Genomic DNA, 19,316 nt, shown 5'->3' with positions numbered 1-19,316 from the left:
TGCAAATGAGCTCCGCGCGGATAATGTTATTTTCTGCGCGGATTTCTTAGGTTTAAAAGCGAAAAGATTTTCATCTTGTACATATTTGTTTTCGCTTGTAATTCGCTATAATAAAGAAAAGTTCAAAAATAAATCGGGTTTATGTAAGACGCAAAGTTGGGTTGGTAATGACCTTTGGCGCTTATATACTTTTTAATAATTTTTTAATTGCAATTTGGGTCTGTACTGAACCAGATAGTACTAATTTGCGGCCCTGTTATACAGTTGGCAGGAACTAAAAAAAATGCCCGCTGTAAAGTTTTTTCCATTCTTTTTTAATTGTTGCTGTGCGGTACACAGGTGCCGTATACCCTGTCGAAGGGTTGTCTTAAAGCTATCGCCTGGTAGAAAGTTGCCAGGGCCTTTCCTTTTTGATACAGCATTTTTACCTGCTCCCCGTTGGGAGTATACAGAGGCGTTGCCGTGTCTTGTCACGGATCAGTAAATAGAATACGCATGGTTGAAGGGAAATACCGTTTCCTGGCACTACCCCTTCAAAAAAGAGCAGCTGTATCCAGGTCCTTGACTTTAACAGGAGGACATTATTTAACCCCGGGAATGCATAGGCAGGGAACGGGTACTTTTTATTTTTTGTAGCAGATTGGGGTTTCAGGGGCTGAAATAAGGGCCTCAGGGCATCTTGCGTTCTGTCGGATTATGATTTTTATGAAGATGATTAAAAAGTTAAATCTACAATTAAGAATATTTAAAATACATAATTTATCATGACGAATATACGTAAAGCAGGTACGCTGACCGAAGTGCTTGCCGGACATAAAGAGACAAAAGATAAAGGCGTAACATTTATCAGCGGGGGCAATAAAGAAGAATTCCTGTCTTATCATGAACTCTATCATACAGCCCTGGAAGCCTTGGGTTATCTCCAGAGCCTGGGTATCCAGAAGGGCGATGAACTGGTATTCCAGGTAGACGACAGCAAGACTTTTATACAGCTTTTCTGGGCTTGTATACTCGGTGCTGTTATTCCGGTACCGGTATCGGTAAACTATACCGGCGAAAATGCGCATAAGCTTTTCGAAGTATGGAAGTTCCTGGACAACCCTTATCTGCTGATCAGTAAAACACATTTTACCAAGCTGTCTGAAAGCCCAGACGGATCTGCATTTTTTGCCGGGAAAACTGTTTTTACAGAAGCGGTAAAGGAATATGGCACAGCCGGGACCATTGCTGATGTTACTGCTGCGGATATCGCTTTTATACAGTTTTCTTCAGGGTCCACGGGCAATCCCAAAGGCGTTGTATTAACGCATGGTAACCTGGTGCATAACATCAGCGGCGCATTGGCTTACCAGCAGTGTACCGCTGCCGATAAACACCTGAGCTGGATGCCGCTGACCCACGATATGGGCCTTATCGGTTTTCACCTTTACCCGCTTACCGCAGGTACACAACATTATATTATACCGACCGACTTATTCATACGGCACCCCTTACTCTGGTTACAAAAAGTATCGGAACACCGCGTTACCATTACCAGTTCGCCCAACTTCGGCTATAAATATTACCTCAACCAGTTCAGCCCCGAAAAGGGCGCCGGGCTGGATCTTTCAGCCCTGCGCATCATCTATAACGGCGCCGAGCCTATATCGGCTCCTTTATGCCGCAGGTTTTACGAAACCATGGCCCCCTTTAACCTGGCCCCTGAAGTTATACGCCCGGTATATGGCCTGGCCGAAGCTACCTTACAGGCTACAGCCCCACGTCCTGTTGATTTGCCGGTTACCAGTATACAGATCAGCCGCGATGCACTGGTTATAGGGCATAAGGTACATGTACAGCAGGAACAGGATGCCGGTGCCGATTGCCTGGAGGTGGTTAACGTAGGCGTACCCATCGAGGGTATGTTCCTGAAGATTACCGACGAACAGGGCAAACAATTGGAAGACGGGCATACTGGTATTATCTGGCTGCGTGGCGAAAGTGTTACCCGGCGTTATTATAATAATGAAGCCGCCACGAAAGCCGTGATCAAAAAAGACGGCTGGCTCAATACGGGCGATACCGGCTTTACCTGGAACGGCGCCTTACACGTAGTAGGACGTGTAAAGGATATCATCTTTGTCAATGGGCTTAACATCTACCCGCATGATATCGAACAGGCGCTCGAAACCCTGGAAGGCATAGAGAGCGGTAAAGTGGTGGCCTGCGGCATTCCCGATCCGGAAACCGAATCGGAGACCGTTGCCGTATTTGTTGTTTTTAAACAATCGGCAACACAGTTCCTGCCCCTGGCTGCAAGCGTAAAACGCTTTGTGGCCGAGCGTTTGGGCTTGCAGGTAAAACAGGTGATACCGGTGCGTAAAATATTTAAAACCACCAGCGGTAAAGTAAAGCGCAGCTTCTTTGCCGAGGAATACCGGCGTGGCGCTTATGCTGAACTGATCAGCGAAATGCAGGCTGCCAACCGGCCGGCTGCCGCAATAGAAGCGGGACCTGTAACTGCAGCCAGCGAACAGGTAACGGCACGTTCCGAAAAAGAGATCCGGCAATGGCTGGAACACTGGATGCAGCAACGTTTTGGGCTGTCGGCTGCAGAGCTTGCCGCAGACCTCACTTTTGCCGCATACGGAATGGTATCGATGCAGGCTGTAGCCCTGGCCGGTGAGCTGGAACAATGGCTCGACCGGGAAATCGACAAGGTACTGATCTATAATTTCTCAACCATAAAGGCGCTTGCGGCCTATCTCGCAGGAGCGTCCGGACCGCAGCAAACTCCGGCACAGCCTGCTGCCCCGGCGTCTTCCGATAAGCGTATTGCCGTTGTGGGCATCGGCTGCCGTTTTCCCGGTGGCATCAACTCGCCCGATGCTTTCTGGAAACTCTTAACAGAACAGGGAGATGGCATAACAAGTATCCCGGCCGATCGCTGGGATATAGCCGATTTTTTTGACGAAGACCCCGATGCACCGGGCAAGATGTATACCCGCAAAGGCGGCTTTATAGAACAGGTAGCGGAGTTCGATCCTTTGTTCTTCGGTATCGCTCCACGCGAAGCTGCCGGCATGGATCCGCAGCAACGCCTGTTGCTCGAGGTCTGCTGGGAAGCCCTGGAGCATGCAGGTATTCCTCCTGCTGCGCTGAGAGGCAGCAACAGCGGCATCTTTATCGGTATGGGTACCGACGACTACCAGCAGATCGTCTATAACAATACCCCCGATGGCGGTGCGGACGATGCCTTTACTTCGTTGGGTACGGAAAGGAGTATTACAGCCGGGCGTATTGCCTATGCACTTGATTTTCACGGACCGGTTATGCAGCTGGATACCGCCTGCTCTTCTTCTTTGTTAAGCATTCACCAGGCCTGTAAAAGCCTGTTGCAGGGCGAAACTACGCTGATGCTTGCCGGTGGTGTAAACCTGATGCTGCTTGCCGATTATACCGTCAAGCTTTGTCGTATGAAAGCACTTTCGCCTACAGACTCCTGCAAGACTTTCGACGATAGCGCCGATGGTTATGTACGGGGCGAGGGCGCCGGCATCGTAGTACTCAAGCGCCTGGAAGACGCACTGGAAGCGAATGATACCATCCTGGGCATCATTAATGGCTCGGCCGTTAACCACGATGGCCTGAGCAATGGCCTTACTGCACCCAATGGCCTGGCGCAACAACAATTGCTGGAAAAGGCACTGGCCGATGCGGGCATCCCTGCCGGCTCCGTACAATATATAGAAACCCATGGTACCGGCACCCCGCTTGGCGACCCGGTAGAGGTACAGGCATTGAACGCCGTATATGGCCGTGGCCGCGCTGCAGATCAACCCTTGGTGATCGGCGCGGTTAAAAGTAATATCGGGCATCTCGAAGCGGCGGCAGGTATTGCCGGCCTGATCAAAACAATTTTATGCCTGCAACACGGAGAAATACCGGGCAACCTGCATTTCAGCAAACCCAACCGGTTTATTCCCTGGGATAAAATGACGGTTAAAGTAGCAGACCGCCTGATGGCCTGGCCGGGCACTACCGGCAAACGAAGGGCGGCGGTAAGTGCATTCGGCCTGAGCGGTACCAATGTACATGTGTTGCTGGAAGAAGCGGACCAGGTACCGGCCCTGGCCGCAGCTGTAGCCGCTTTGCCTGCTTATCCCGTACTGCTTGCTGCAAAAACGCCGCAGTCCCTGCAGGCGCTGGCCCGTAAATACGCAGCGCTGCCGGATACTACCGGAGCCCTCTTACCGGACATTGCCTACAGCACGGCTATGACACGCGACCTGTTCAAATACCGGCTCGCACTCCGGGTTGCAGATTGGTCAGAAGCTCAAAAAGCGATCACTGCTTTCCTCGAGGACAGGCCTGATAAAGCCTTGATCCAGGGCATGACTGCCCCGGGCCGGGGCGGCAAACTGGTATGGCTATTTACAGGCGGCGGTGCACAGTATTGGGGCATGGGTCGCGAACTCTACGAACACAATACCGTATTTAAAAATATAATCGATCATTGCGATGCTTACCTGCAAACCTGTTGGGGCTTTTCGCTGATCCACCTCCTGTACGAAAAAGATAAGGAAGAAGCCAATATCCTCCTGCAGCAGATGACCTATTTCCAGCCTGCAATATTTGCGGTATCCTGCGCTTTGGCCGGGGTGTGGAAGTCCTGGGGCATTACCCCGGCGATGGTGTTGGGTCACAGCATGGGCGAATACGCAGCCGCTTATACCGCCGGCGTTTTTAGCCTCGATGACGGTCTGAAGCTGGTTACTGCCAGGGCCCGTTTAATGCAGGAGATCCGGGAACCGGGCGCTATGGCCACCATATTCGCCGCAGAAGAGACCGTTGCTTCACTTATCCTGCCCTTTGGCAAGGACTTATCCATTGCTGCAGTCAATGCGCCTGCATTGACCGTAATCTCCGGTAAACAACAGGCCGTGCGGGCGGCATTAAAAGCAATGGAAGCCGAAGGTATCGGAGGAAGAGAACTACTGATCGCACAAGCATCCCACTCGCCGCTTATGGAGCCTATGCTGGAGGAATTCCGTAAGGTGGCGGAAAGCATCGCATATCATACCCCAACGCTGGAGCTTGTTTCCAACCTTACCGGCGCCGTCGTTACCACGGAAGTAACAGATGCGGATTACTGGTGCCGGCATATCCTGCAGCCGGTACAGTTTCTGAGAAGTATCAGAACGGTTAAGGAGAATGGCGGAGAACTGCTGATGGAGCTGGGGCCACAGCCCAATCTCTTGTCTATGGTAGACCAGATCGCCCTTTATGAAGCCGACTGTTTACTGCCTTGCATGTCTATCGGTAAATCATCCTGGGATGCCGTGCTGGATAGCCTCCTGGCTTTATATGTAAAAGGCATAGCCATTAACTGGAGCGCGTTTTATACCGGTAAGGGATATAAAAAGGTAAACCTGCCTTTATATGCCTTTAACCGGCAAACATATTGGGTTACACCGGGGGAACGGCAAAAAAATAGCATCGTATTGCGCCCGGATGCAGTTCCGGCGGCTGTTCCGGCCGCTGCGGCTATGGAAGCGCCGGCGGCTCTTCCTGTTTTGGACCGTAAAGAAAGCATTATCACATTCCTGGCCGGAGCCCTGGGGCGCTTATTGAAAATGGCGCCGGGTGATATCGATGTACATGCCGACTTCTTATTGTTGGGCGCCAATTCGCTGATGATGAGCAGTATGGTTAAAGCGGTAGAACAGGAGTATGGCCTGAAGCTGACCATCAAACAACTGTTCGATACCGTGATCACGCTTGACGAGCTGGCCGCCTATATAGAGACCCAATTGCCTGCTGAGGCGCTTGCTGCTCCGAAGTTGGCGAAGGATGCAGCGGCAACGTCAGTCATGGGGCTTATGGATCAAACACAGATCGGCGACCAAATCAGCACGCTGATCCGGAACGAGTTCCAGGTAATCAGGCAACAGCTTGCCGATACCCTGGAGCAACAATTCCGCCAGTTGACCCAACAGTTGAGAAAAGATACGGAGCCGGCCTGGCATACGGGCAACGGGCACACTGCCTATAATGGCAATAGCAATGGTAAGCATTATGCCCATGGCGCATCTGGGCTGCAAAATGGCCAGGATATAGCTACTACGGAGCTTGTAGCCGAAATGCCGCCAACGGAAGATAAGGATGGGCTTGCAGTACCGGTAAGGATCCCGCTTTCCTTTAACCAGGAAAGCTTATGGCTGCTCGACCAGATCGGGGGCAGTATCGCCTACCACGAGTATGCCGGTTTCTGGTTGGAAGGTAAGCTGGATAAACCGGCTATGGAAACCGCATTACATACGATTATCGACCGTCATGAAGTATTGCGTACCGTTATCCGCGAAGAAGAGGGCAGGGCCTATCAACAGGTGATGGATGCCGGCTCCTGGACCATGACCGTGATCGGGAACGTACCTTATGCCGCAGATCAGCCCGGCCTGGAACAATACATTACCGACCTGGTGCAGGCGCCATTCGACCTCGCCAATGATATGATGCTGCGGGTGCACCTGCTCCGTTTCGCACAGGAAAAACACCTGTTGTTACTGACGATACATCATATTGCATTCGATGGCTGGTCGGCTGGGATCACCTTCCGGGAACTGGTAAGTTTATACGGCGCCTTTTCAACGGGGAAGGCCATGCAGTTGCCGGAACTTGCGATGCAATACATCGACTATACTTTAGCGCAGCGCAGTTACCTGGAATATACAGTGCTGGAGCAAAAGCTGGCTTACTGGAAAGAACGCCTGGCCGGTATCGAACCCTTGAACCTGCCTGCAGATTACTCCAGGCCTGCTGTGCAAAGCACGCGTGGTGCACGGCATTATTTCCAGCTCGACCAAGAACTGACTTCCCAATTACAACAGTTATCCCGGCAGCATGGCGCTACTTTGTTCATGACCCTGCTGTCGGCCTTTAAAGTATTATTATACAGACATAGCGGACAGGGAGACATTGCTATCGGCACTTCCGTGGCCGGCCGGGCGCGGGAAGCGGAAGAAGCATTGATCGGTTTCTTCGTCAATACCCTGGTGTTGCGTAACGACCTGGGTGATAATCCTGCATTCTCGACATTGCTGGCCCGTATCCGGCAAACAACGCTGGAAGCCTATGACCACCAGGACGCTCCCTTTGAAAAGGTGGTGGAAGCCGTTGTGCGGGAGCGGGACATGAGCCGTACGCCTTTATTCCAGGTGATGTTCGAACTGTTCAATACCCCCGATGCACCCGTACTCAGCTTCGGCGATATGCAGTTGTCTGCAGCTGCCATAACGCATACTACAGCCTTGTTTGACCTGATCTTCGCCATGAAGGAAAACGAAAATGGCCTGGGTGGTTATATCGAATATTGTACCGATTTATTTCATGCGGATACCATAAGCAGGATGGCCGGGCATTTTGTACAATTGCTGCAGGCGGTGGTGCTTACACCCGAAATGCCTGTAGCACTGTTGCCGATGCTTACTTCTTCAGAAGAGACTTTACTGCATAGCTTCAGTGGTTATGCCTTAGCTTATCCTTCCGATCAGACCTTTGTTTCTTTATTTGCGACGCGTGTAGCGGCCGATCCGGGCAGTATAGCTTTGGTGCAGGGTAGGGAGCAGTTGTCTTATACAGAGCTGGATAGCCGTGCCAACCAGCTGTCGCATTACCTGCGTGGGCGAGGTGTCCAGGCCGATAGCCTTGTGGGCATCTGTACGGAGCGTGGCTTTGCCATGGTGATCGCCATATTAGGCGTCTGGAAAGCGGGCGGTGCTTATATCCCGATCGATCCGGCCTATCCCGGCGACCGTGTCGCCTTTATTTTAGAAGACAGCGGAGCGCAGCTGGTACTGAGCACCACAGTGGCCAGTACACACCTGGGATCGGTGTCGGGCCTGGTACTGCTCGATGACGAAGCGATAGACCGGGAGCCTGTAACAGCGCCGGATACAGCACCGGATCCTGCAGACCTGTCCTATATCATTTACACCTCCGGCAGTACGGGCAAGCCGAAAGGAGCCATGATCGAGCACCGGGGCATGCTGAACCATTTGTATGCCAAGGTCAACGACCTGCATATGCACCCGGGCAGCGTAGTGGCCTATACGGCCTCCTACACCTTCGATATCTCCGTATGGCAGATGTTTTCGGCCTTGCTCTGCGGTGGCACCACGGTGATCTATACCGAAGACCAGGTACTGCAGCCTGCACAATTAATGGAAGCCGTAGACCGGCAACAGGTCAGCATCCTGGAGCTGGTACCTTCGTACCTGGCGGCCGTATTACAGGAGAACATAAGCGTAGCCTTAAGACAGCTGCAATACCTGCTGGTAACGGGCGAAGCCGTAAGCCGCCATGTACTGGCGGGCTGGTTCAGTCATGGGCAGTACAAACGTATCCCTGTTGTCAATGCCTATGGTCCTACCGAAGCCTCCGATGATATCACCCATCACATTATGTACGATGTACCGGCGGGCCATAGCGTACCTGTGGGTAAACCGGTACAGAACATGTATATCTATATAGTAGATGCAGCGATGCAGCTGTGCCCTGTAGGCGTTACGGGCGAGATCTGCGTAGCCGGCATCGGCGTAGGCCGGGGTTATATCAACCGTGCGGAGCTTACGGCCAAACAATTTATCCATGATCCCTTTGGTCCTGATCAGGCAGTACGGATGTACCGTACCGGCGACCTGGGTCATTGGCTGCCCGATGGCACCGTAGCCTATACCGGTCGTATAGACGACCAGGTCAAGATCCGGGGTTACCGTATCGAACTGGGCGAGATCGAGAGCGTACTGCAACACTCCGGTTTAGTACAACAGGCCGTAGTGCTGGCCAAGACCGATCCGGCGGGCAATAAACGACTGGTAGGTTATATCGTACCGGAAGCCAACAGCAGCCAGGAGGCCATCATCAACCACCTGAAAGAACAGTTGCCGGAATATATGGTACCGGGCGTATGGGTAAGCCTTACCCACATTCCCTTAACGGCCAACGGCAAGATAGACCGCAAGGGACTTCCCGAGCCGGATATGTCGCTGGCTGGCGCCGGCACTTACATAGCGCCGGTAAGCGATACCGAACATACATTGGCCGGTATCTGGCAGGACCTGCTGGGCCTGGTGCAGGTGGGCATCCACGATAACTTCTTTACCCTTGGCGGCGACTCGATCATCGCCATCCAGGTCGTGAGCCGTTGCAAGCGTTTGGGTTACGACCTGCAACCCAAAGACATCTTCCTGCACCAGACCATCGCAGAACTGGCAGCAATAGCCGATAGCCGCAAAGACGGCGGCCAGACGGGCACAGGCGAACAGGGCCTGCTGGAGGGCGAAGCGCCCTTACTGCCGATCCAGCAATGGTTCTTTGAACAGGAACCGCAACAACAAGCGGCGATCCATCATTATAACCAGAGCGTTTTATTTACCCTGGATAAACACATCGGCAAAGATCAGCTACAGCAGGTAGTACACCGGTTGCAGCAGCAGCACGATGCCCTGCGCTTCAGTTATCATAAAACCGGCGAAGGCTGGCAACAGCGCTATGGCGATGGATACAGTGCCATAATAGAAGAAGACTTCAGCGCCATAACACCTGCAGATCTGGAAGCCAAAATAACAGCCTGCTGCAGTTATTACCAGGGCAGCCTCGATATAGAGCAACAGGAGGTACTGCGTATGGTATGGATGCGCCTGCCGGATCAAAGCCAAACAAACCGTTTACTGATCGCAGCCCATCACCTGGTCATTGATGGCGTATCGTGGCGTATCCTGCTCGAAGATATCGGGCAACTGCTGGAAGGCAGCAGCCAACTCACGGCCAAGACCAGCTCTTACCGGCAATGGCATGAACAGCTGTCCCTGTACGGACAAAGCAAACGCTTACTGGATCAGCGCCGTTATTGGCAGCAGGCCCGTCAAGCGGGTTATCAACTGCCGGTCGATCATAAGGAAGCAACGACGGCTTTCGTAGCCGATAGCAAAACCTATACCCAACACCTGGATACAGCGCTTACGCGTCAACTGTTACAGGACGTATCCGGTGCTTACCTTACCGAGATCAACGACCTGCTGCTGGCTGGCCTTACGGCGAGTCTTACGAAGTGGAGCGGGCAACGCGGTGTCGTGATTGGCCTGGAAGGCCATGGCCGCGAAGACATTGGCGGCAGTATCGATACGAGCCGTACCGTAGGCTGGTTTACGAGCCTGTACCCGGTATTGCTGGAACTGCCGGAGGCAGCGCACACCGGCGACCTGGTAAAAAGCATCAAAGAACAACTGCGTAACATCCCGGACAAAGGGCTGGGTTATGGCGTATTAAAATACATCAGCAAAGAGCCCGGTTTACAGCAAAGCGATCCCTGGACCATCGTGTTCAACTACCTGGGCCAGCTGGACAATGCCACGGGCGGCAGCCAGTGGCTGGGCATGGCAGCCGAGCATGCAGGACCATCGGAGGGACAACAATACCCGCTCCGGGACCTGATCTCGGTAACGGGCCGGGTACAGGATGGGGCCTTATACTTCGATTGGGTCTATAGCGGCAAACATTACGAACCGGCAACCATCGAGACACTGGCCGCCGCTTACATCGGCGAACTAACGACCCTGATCAGCCATTGTGTGGCACAGGTTATCCCAAGCCGTACACCATCGGATTATGGTCTGACCGGGGTAAGCTACCAGAAACTGGACCAGTTCTTAAACGAAAACAACAATAATAACGTAAACAGTAAAATAACTTCCCTGTACCGTTTAAGCGGGTTGCAGGAAGGCATGTTATTCCATGGTTTATACGACCAGGAAGTAGTGGCCTATATCGAGCAGTTCACCTGTAATCTATATGAGCTGGATATCGCGGTCTTTGAACAAGCCTGGCAATATATCCTGGACCGGCACAGCATCCTGCGGAGCAGTTTTAGCTACGAGGCCCTGGATCTTCCCGTACAATGCGTACACGAACAGGTAAACTTACCCTTTACCCTGATCGACTACCGCCACCTGGATACCGCAGCCCAGGCTCTGGAGGAGCAGCAATACCTGGACCAGGACCGGATGCAGGGCTTCGACTTCAGCCGTCCGCCGCTGATGCGTATTACACTGTTGCAGACCGGCGATGAGGCCTACCGTATGGTATGGACCTATCATCACCTGCTGATGGATGGCTGGTCGCTGCCGGTATTACTGGAAGAGTTACTACAGAACTACGAACTGTTGCTGGCCGGCAAAGCTTTACCGGAGCGGGCAGTAGACCATTACGAAGATTATATCCGTTACATCAGCCGCCGCGACCGGGAAGGAGAGGAGCAGTACTGGCGTTCGTATATGAAGGGCCTGGAGTCGGCGAGTTACCTGCCGTTCGTAAACACGGCGCGCGACCGTTCCAAAGGCATCGGCACCTATAAAGAACACTACCTGTCGCTCGATGCCGGTGTGACGGCACAGATCAATAGTTATGCGCGCCTGCAGGGCCTTACGGTCAATACGATCATGCAGGGGGTATGGGCCTTTATACTCCATGCCTATACCGGTAACCAGCAGGTGTCTTATGGCATCCTGGTATCGGGCCGTCCAGCGGCCTTAGCCGATGTAGAGCAAAGGGTGGGTATGTATATCAACACGATCCCTTTACATACGGGCATTGACCGGGAGCAGGACATCGTAACCTGGTTGTCGGCGATCCAGCAGGACCAGATCCGTTCGCGCGAGTACGAGCACACTGCTTTAAGTGCCATCCAGAAATGGACGCCCGTAACCGGTGAGCTTTTCGACAGTACCCTGGTGTTCCAGAATTACCCGATCAGCGAAGTCGCCCGGTCCGGCAACTGGAAACTTAAAGTCGATAATATTTACCTGAAGGAACGTTCCAATTACCCGTTAAATATCATGATCACGGTATCGGATACGATCAGTGTCATGTTTGGTTATAATGCCAGTGTGCTGGAGGACGGTTATATCCATAACTTATCCGGTCACTTCGAACAAGTGCTCCGGCAGTTTATCGGGGGGCAGCAACAAAAACTGGGTGCCGTAAAACTACTTACTTCTTCAGAAGAGACTTTACTGCATAACTTCAGTGGATATGCCTTAGCTTATCCTTCCGATCAGACCTTTGTTTCTTTATTTGCGACGCGTGTAGCGGCCGATCCGGGCAGTATAGCACTGGTGCAGGGTAGGGATCAGTTGTCTTATGCGGAGCTGGATAGCCGGGCCAACCAGCTGGCGCATTACCTGCGTGGGCGTGGGGTCCAGGCCGATAGTCTGGTAGGCATCTGTACGGAGCGTGGCTTTGCCATGGTGATCGCCATATTAGGCGTCTGGAAAGCAGGCGGTGCTTATATCCCGATCGATCCGGCCTATCCCGGCGACCGTGTCGCCTTTATTTTAGAAGACAGCGGAGCGCAGCTGGTACTGAGCACCACAGTAGCCAGTACACACCTGGGATCGGTGTCGGGCCTGGTACTGCTCGATGACGAAGCGATAGGCCGGGAGCCGGTAACAGCGCCGGCCACAGCCCCGGACCCTGCAGACCTGTCCTATATCATTTACACCTCCGGCAGTACGGGCAAGCCGAAAGGAGCCATGATCGAGCACCGGGGCATGCTGAACCATTTGTATGCCAAGGTCAACGACCTGCATATGCACCCGGGCAGCGTAGTGGCCTATACGGCCTCCTACACTTTCGATATCTCCGTATGGCAGATGTTTTCGGCCTTGCTCTGCGGTGGCACCACGGTGATCTATACCGAAGACCAGGTACTGCAGCCTGCACAATTAATGGAAGCCGTAGACCGGCAACAGGTCAGCATCCTGGAGCTGGTACCTTCGTACCTGGCGGCCGTATTACAGGAGAACATAAGCGTAGCCTTAAGACAGCTGCAATACCTGCTGGTAACGGGCGAAGCCGTAAGCCGCCATGTACTGGCGGGCTGGTTCAGTCATGGGCAGTACAAACGTATCCCTGTTGTCAATGCCTATGGTCCTACCGAAGCCTCCGATGATATCACCCATCACATTATGTACGATGTACCGGCGGGCCATAGCGTACCTGTGGGTAAACCGGTACAGAACATGTATATCTATATAGTAGATGCAGCGATGCAGCTGTGCCCTGTAGGCGTTACGGGCGAGATCTGCGTAGCCGGCATCGGCGTAGGCCGGGGTTATATCAACCGTGCGGAGCTTACGGCCAAACAATTTATCCATGATCCCTTTGGTCCTGATCAGGCAGTACGGATGTACCGTACCGGCGACCTGGGTCATTGGCTGCCCGATGGCACCGTAGCCTATACCGGTCGTATAGACGACCAGGTCAAGATCCGGGGTTACCGTATCGAACTGGGCGAGATCGAGAGCGTACTGCAACACTCCGGTTTAGTACAACAGGCCGTAGTGCTGGCCAAGACCGATCCGGCGGGCAATAAACGACTGGTAGGTTATATCGTACCGGAAGCCAACAGCAGCCAGGAGGCCATCATCAACCACCTGAAAGAACAGTTGCCGGAATATATGGTACCGGGCGTATGGGTAAGCCTTACCCACATTCCCTTAACGGCCAACGGCAAGATAGACCGCAAGGGACTTCCCGAGCCGGATATGTCGCTGGCTGGCGCCGGCACTTACATAGCGCCGGTAAGCGATACCGAACATACATTGGCCGGTATCTGGCAGGACCTGCTGGGCCTGGTGCAGGTGGGCATCCACGATAACTTCTTTACCCTTGGCGGCGACTCGATCATCGCCATCCAGGTCGTGAGCCGTTGCAAGCGTTTGGGTTACGACCTGCAACCCAAAGACATCTTCCTGCACCAGACCATCGCAGAACTGGCAGCAATAGCCGATAGCCGCAAAGACGGCGGCCAGACGGGCACAGGCGAACAGGGCCTGCTGGAGGGCGAAGCGCCCTTACTGCCGATCCAGCAATGGTTCTTTGAACAGGAACCGCAACAACAAGCGGCGATCCATCATTATAACCAGAGCGTTTTATTTACCCTGGATAAACACATCGGCAAAGATCAGCTACAGCAGGTAGTACACCGGTTGCAGCAGCAGCACGATGCCCTGCGCTTCAGTTATCATAAAACCGGCGAAGGCTGGCAACAGCGCTATGGCGATGGATACAGTGCCATAATAGAAGAAGACTTCAGCGCCATAACACCTGCAGATCTGGAAGCCAAAATAACAGCCTGCTGCAGTTATTACCAGGGCAGCCTCGATATAGAGCAACAGGAGGTACTGCGTATGGTATGGATGCGCCTGCCGGATCAAAGCCAAACAAACCGTTTACTGATCGCAGCCCATCACCTGGTCATTGATGGCGTATCGTGGCGTATCCTGCTCGAAGATATCGGGCAACTGCTGGAAGGCAGCAGCCAACTCACGGCCAAGACCAGCTCTTACCGGCAATGGCATGAACAGCTGTCCCTGTACGGACAAAGCAAACGCTTACTGGATCAGCGCCGTTATTGGCAGCAGGCCCGTCAAGCGGGTTATCAACTGCCGGTCGATCATAAGGAAGCAACGACGGCTTTCGTAGCCGATAGCAAAACCTATACCCAACACCTGGATACAGCGCTTACGCGTCAACTGTTACAGGACGTATCCGGTGCTTACCTTACCGAGATCAACGACCTGCTGCTGGCTGGCCTTACGGCGAGTCTTACGAAGTGGAGCGGGCAACGCGGTGTCGTGATTGGCCTGGAAGGCCATGGCCGCGAAGACATTGGCGGCAGTATCGATACGAGCCGTACCGTAGGCTGGTTTACGAGCCTGTACCCGGTATTGCTGGAACTGCCGGAGGCAGCGCACACCGGCGACCTGGTAAAAAGCATCAAAGAACAACTGCGTAACATCCCGGACAAAGGGCTGGGTTATGGCGTATTAAAATACATCAGCAAAGAGCCCGGTTTACAGCAAAGCGATCCCTGGACCATCGTGTTCAACTACCTGGGCCAGCTGGACAATGCCACGGGCGGCAGCCAGTGGCTGGGCATGGCAGCCGAGCATGCAGGACCATCGGAGGGACAACAATACCCGCTCCGGGACCTGATCTCGGTAACGGGCCGGGTACAGGATGGGGCCTTATACTTCGATTGGGTCTATAGCGGCAAACATTACGAACCGGCAACCATCGAGACACTGGCCGCCGCTTACATCGGCGAACTAACGACCCTGATCAGCCATTGTGTGGCACAGGTTATCCCAAGCCGTACACCATCGGATTATGGTCTGACCGGGGTAAGCTACCAGAAACTGGACCAGTTCTTAAACGAAAACAACAATAATAACGTAAACAGTAAAATAACTTCCCTGTACCGTTTAAGCGGGTTGCAGGAAGGCATGTTATTCCATGGTTTATACGACCAGGAAGTAGTGGCCTATATCGAGCAGTTCACCTGTAATCTATATGAGCTGGATATCGCGGTCTTTGAACAAGCCTGGCAATATATCCTGGACCGGCACAGCATCCTGCGGAGCAGTTTTAGCTACGAGGCCCTGGATCTTCCCGTACAATGCGTACACGAACAGGTAAACTTACCCTTTACCCTGATCGACTACCGCCACCTGGATACCGCAGCCCAGGCTCTGGAGGAGCAGCAATACCTGGACCAGGACCGGATGCAGGGCTTCGACTTCAGCCGTCCGCCGCTGATGCGTATTACACTGTTGCAGACCGGCGATGAGGCCTACCGTATGGTATGGACCTATCATCACCTGCTGATGGATGGCTGGTCGCTGCCGGTATTACTGGAAGAGTTACTACAGAACTACGAACTGTTGCTGGCCGGTAAAACGGTACCGGAGCGGGCAGTAGATCATTACGAAGATTATATCCGTTACATCAGCCGCCGCGACCGGGAAGGAGAGGAGCAATACTGGCGTTCGTATATGAAGGGCCTGGAGTCGGCGAGTTACCTGCCGTTCGTAAACACGGCGCGCGACCGTTCCAAAGGCATCGGCACCTATAAAGAACACTACCTGTCGCTCGATGCCGGTGTGACGGCACAGATCAATAGTTATGCGCGCCTGCAGGGCCTTACGGTCAATACGATCATGCAGGGGGTATGGGCCTTTATACTCCATGCCTATACCGGTAACCAGCAGGTTGTTTACGGAGTGACGGTATCGGGCCGTCCAGCGGCCTTGCCCGATGTGGAACAAAGGGTGGGCATGTATATCAACACGATCCCTCTACATACGGGCATTGACCGGGAACAGAACATCGTAACCTGGTTGTCGGCGATCCAGCAGGACCAGATCCGGTCGCGCGAGTACGAGCACACTGCTTTAAGTGCCATCCAGAAATGGACGCCCGTAACCGGTGAACTTTTCGACAGTATCCTGGTATATGAAAACTACCCGCTTAACGATGCCGCTATTGCCGGCGACCGTGCGTTGAAAATCGAAAACCTGCATTTACACGAGCATACCAATTACCCGCTGAACATTATCATAACAGCCAATGATACGATCCGGGTCATGTTCGGTTATAATGCCAGTGTGCTGGAAGACGGTTATGTCCATAACTTATCCGGTCACTTCGAACAAGTGCTCCGGCAGATCGTTAGCGGGGCGGAAAGCAGGCTGGGCGGCTTGTCCCTGCTTACCGTAGCAGAGCAAAAAATATTATTTACAGATTTCAAAGGCGCCGGCGCCGGTTGGCCGCGCGATACAACCGTAGTGGCCCGGTTCCGGGAACAGGTTGCACAAAGCCGGGATGCGGTGGCGATCCGCTATGCGGATGTCGTATTGAGTTATACCGACCTGGACCTGCGCTCCGAGCAATTGGCCGCTTACCTCAGGACTGCGGGTGTTAAAGCCGGAGCCCTGGTGCCGGTATGCCTCGAACGTTCGGCCGATATGATCGTCGCTATATTCGGCATACTCAAAGCAGGCGCAGCATACGTGCCGCTCGATCCTGCATACCCGGCTGAACGCATCAGTTATATCCTGGAAGATACCGGGGCGACCCTGGTGGTGAGCAACAGCGCCTGCGCTGTTATACTGCCGCAGCAGGAAGGTCGCGCTGTATTACTGTTGGATGCAGACCAGGCGCAGATCACGGGTTGTCCTGTTGTTGATGATCCGCAGCAGATCGAACCCGGCCAGCTTGCTTATATTATTTATACTTCAGGCAGTACAGGTAAGCCCAAAGGCGTCATGATCGAACATCGCAGCCTTATGAGTTATCTCTGCAACGATAAGACGCATTACGTCGACGATGCCAGCGATACTACCGGGAGCTTCGCGCACCTGTCTTATACTTTTGATGCTTCGCTCTCCGCCATGTTTATGCCTTTGCTTGCCGGCAAGACCCTGGTAATCGGTGCGGCGGATGCATTGTCTGCCTTTGAAGAGCCAACCTTTATCAACAATGCGCCTTACGATTTTATAAAGCTGACCCCGGCGCATTTGCCGCTCCTGGCGCTGGCTATCGAGAAAAACGGCGGAACGCCCTTTACCCATAAACTGGTTGTTGGGGGCGAAGCGCTCGAGCCTGCTCACCTGCGTTACTGGACCGATCATAAACTGGATGTCGAGATCGTAAACGAATACGGTCCTACAGAAGCCACCGTAGGCTGTACTACCTTCACCTTTAATACTTGTAACTATCCTGCAGACCGGTATGCCAGTATCTCAATCGGTAAGCCGATCGATAACGTGGACCTGTTTATCGTGGATGATAACCGCAATGCGGTACCGGTGGGTGTGTTCGGTGAAATCTGTATTGCAGGTGATGGCCTGGCAAGAGGGTACCTGGGTCGCCCTGATCTTAGCGCCGAAAAATTCATCGACGTTACCTTCCCCGGTTTGTCATCAAAGCGTATTTACAGGACCGGTGATATCGGCCGCTGGTTACCCGATGGTACCATCGAATACGGAGGAAGGACGGATGACCAGGTTAAAATTAACGGCTTCCGTATCGAGACCGGCGAAATAGAACATGTGTTACAACAAGCTGAAGAGATAGAACAGGCAGTAGTACTGGCTACAACAGGCCAGGACGGCGCCAGGCGGCTGGTCGCATATGTAGTCGCCGGACAGCACTTCAGTAAAGCAACCGTACAAACCTGGCTGGCCGCCCGTTTACCGGCGTATATGATACCGGCGCTTTGGATACAACTCGATGCCATACCGCTTACCGCAAATGGTAAAGTGGATCGCAGGGCATTGCCCGAAGCGGCGTTCGACGAATTGCCACAGCAGGACTATGTTGCACCCGTAACAGCAGAAGCGCAATTGCTGGCCGGTATCTGGGAGCAATTGCTCGGGCTGGAAAAAGCGGGTCTGCATGACGATTTCTTTGCAGCCGGGGGACATTCGCTTTTAGCCATACGATTACTGGCGCAGATCCGCCAGGCTGGTTATAACCTGGCCCTGAGCGACCTGGTGGTACACAGTACCCTGGAGGCACAGGCGCTGTTGCTCGAACAACATACCGGTATCACACAGCAGGCGCTCCGCAACTGGTCGGAGAGTGGCCATATCCTTCCTTTGAACCCCGTACAGGAAGGGCAGCCACTGTTTATCCTGCCGGGCGGTGTTGGTATTGTAGATGTATATACAGAGCTGGGGCAGGCTATAGGCGATGCTGCACCCGTATATGGACTTAATATGACCGGTTTGCTGGAAGGTGAATTGCCCCTGGATACGATACCGGAAATAGCTGCGCAAAACATAAGCTGGATCAAAGCCATACAGCCCCATGGACCGTATCGCCTGGCTGGCCACTCTTTCGGCGCTTATGTATTACACGAAATGATACGGCAACTGGAAGCAGGACAGGACGAAGTGCAATTCGCAGCCATTCTCGACGCCCCTGCGCAGCAAAATACTTTCCACATGAATGCAGATGCACTCCTGGATGAAGTATTGCCTTACCTGCTGATGTATAAACTGGTGGAAAGCCCTGAACCGCACTGGTTACCCGGCTTGAAATCGAAAATGGAAGTTTTGCCGGCAGAGCAGATGCCGGACTTCATGATCGGGTTTATACGGGAACAATGCCTGCAGGACGACAGGCTAGGCGCTTTCCTGGTGCGTGTTTTCCGCCTGATGATCCGCAATGCTACCATGGACTTTGGCTTGTCCGGTATGGTAAAGGCGCCCCTGACCATTTTCAGGGCTGCAGACCAAGTTCATTCCGACGGTGATGCCACTATGGGCTGGACGTCTTATGCAACGGTATTAAAGACCCTGGATACACCGGGCGATCATGAAAGCATGGTGAAGGGTAAACATGCCAGGACCCTGGCCCTGTTGATACGCGAATGCCTGGAACCCGCTTCCCGGGATAAAACAAACACTGAATAAACCCAATCATAAACC

Annotated in this window: 1 protein-coding gene; it reads left to right on the top strand. The window is 53.2% G+C overall.

Annotated features, from left to right (window positions below; genetic code table 11):
- The first annotated feature begins 764 nt into the window (after positions 1–764).
- Positions 765–19,301: a hybrid non-ribosomal peptide synthetase/type I polyketide synthase gene (locus B0I18_RS21430; protein ID WP_106524802.1), complete on the top strand. Its 18,537-nt coding sequence runs from the start codon at positions 765–767 to the stop codon at positions 19,299–19,301.
- Positions 19,302–19,316: the final 15 nt, after the last annotated feature.

This window comes from Taibaiella chishuiensis (genome assembly GCF_003014535.1).
Lineage (GTDB): Bacteria > Bacteroidota > Bacteroidia > Chitinophagales > Chitinophagaceae > Taibaiella > Taibaiella chishuiensis.
Note: the sequence above shows the minus strand (reverse complement) of the source record. Positions and strands in the feature narration are given on the sequence as shown.

Coding starts and splice junctions, on each gene's coding strand:
- B0I18_RS21430 (WP_106524802.1), top strand. CDS start 765: ATGACGAATATACGTAAAGCAGGTACGCTGACCGAAGTGCTTGCCGGA.